A 507-nucleotide genomic window follows, 5' to 3' on the forward strand; every position below is an offset into this window, starting at 1 on the left:
ATACGGCGTCGTACTGCTTTCGCAGCGAGTCGACGTCGACATAGCTCCCAAGCGCGACACCGTGCTTGATCTCGATCCCGCCTACCCACCACACCCACCCCACCTCGCGCTGCGCACCCTCGCCACCGCTCTTCTCGCCGGCAATCCCGCTTTCATCCACCCCGCCCGCCTCATCATGCCCGTCGTAACTCTCGACTTCGTCACCGTCCACCCCCCCTCCGTGCTCCCAGGCACGTCCGCCTCGTCCCACCCCGCCGCCGCCGACCGCCACCCCGCCCACCTCAGCGGCATCTTTGACCCGCTTCTCGGTGCCTGCCGCTCCTGCTGGTTCTCCTCCTCCCGTGCCGCCCAACCCCACTGTCCCCGCCACTCCTGCCGTCGTGCCTGTGAGCACGACACTCTCCATCCACCCCACCACCACCTTTTCTCACGCTCTCACTACCTCTCCTGCTGCTTCCCCTCCCCAGCCACTCTCTCCTCCCTATACCTCTCATCTTGTATACCTCC

General features: G+C 66.1%; 1 pseudogene. It reads right to left on the reverse strand.

What is annotated here, in order from left to right:
* Nucleotides 1-211: pseudogene (locus A6V37_RS40575) on the reverse strand (dihydropyrimidine dehydrogenase); the annotation flags it as partial.
* Between the last annotated feature and the right edge of the window lie 296 nt (nucleotides 212-507).

The organism is Paraburkholderia ginsengiterrae (assembly GCF_001645125.1).
Classification (GTDB): domain Bacteria; phylum Pseudomonadota; class Gammaproteobacteria; order Burkholderiales; family Burkholderiaceae; genus Paraburkholderia; species Paraburkholderia ginsengiterrae.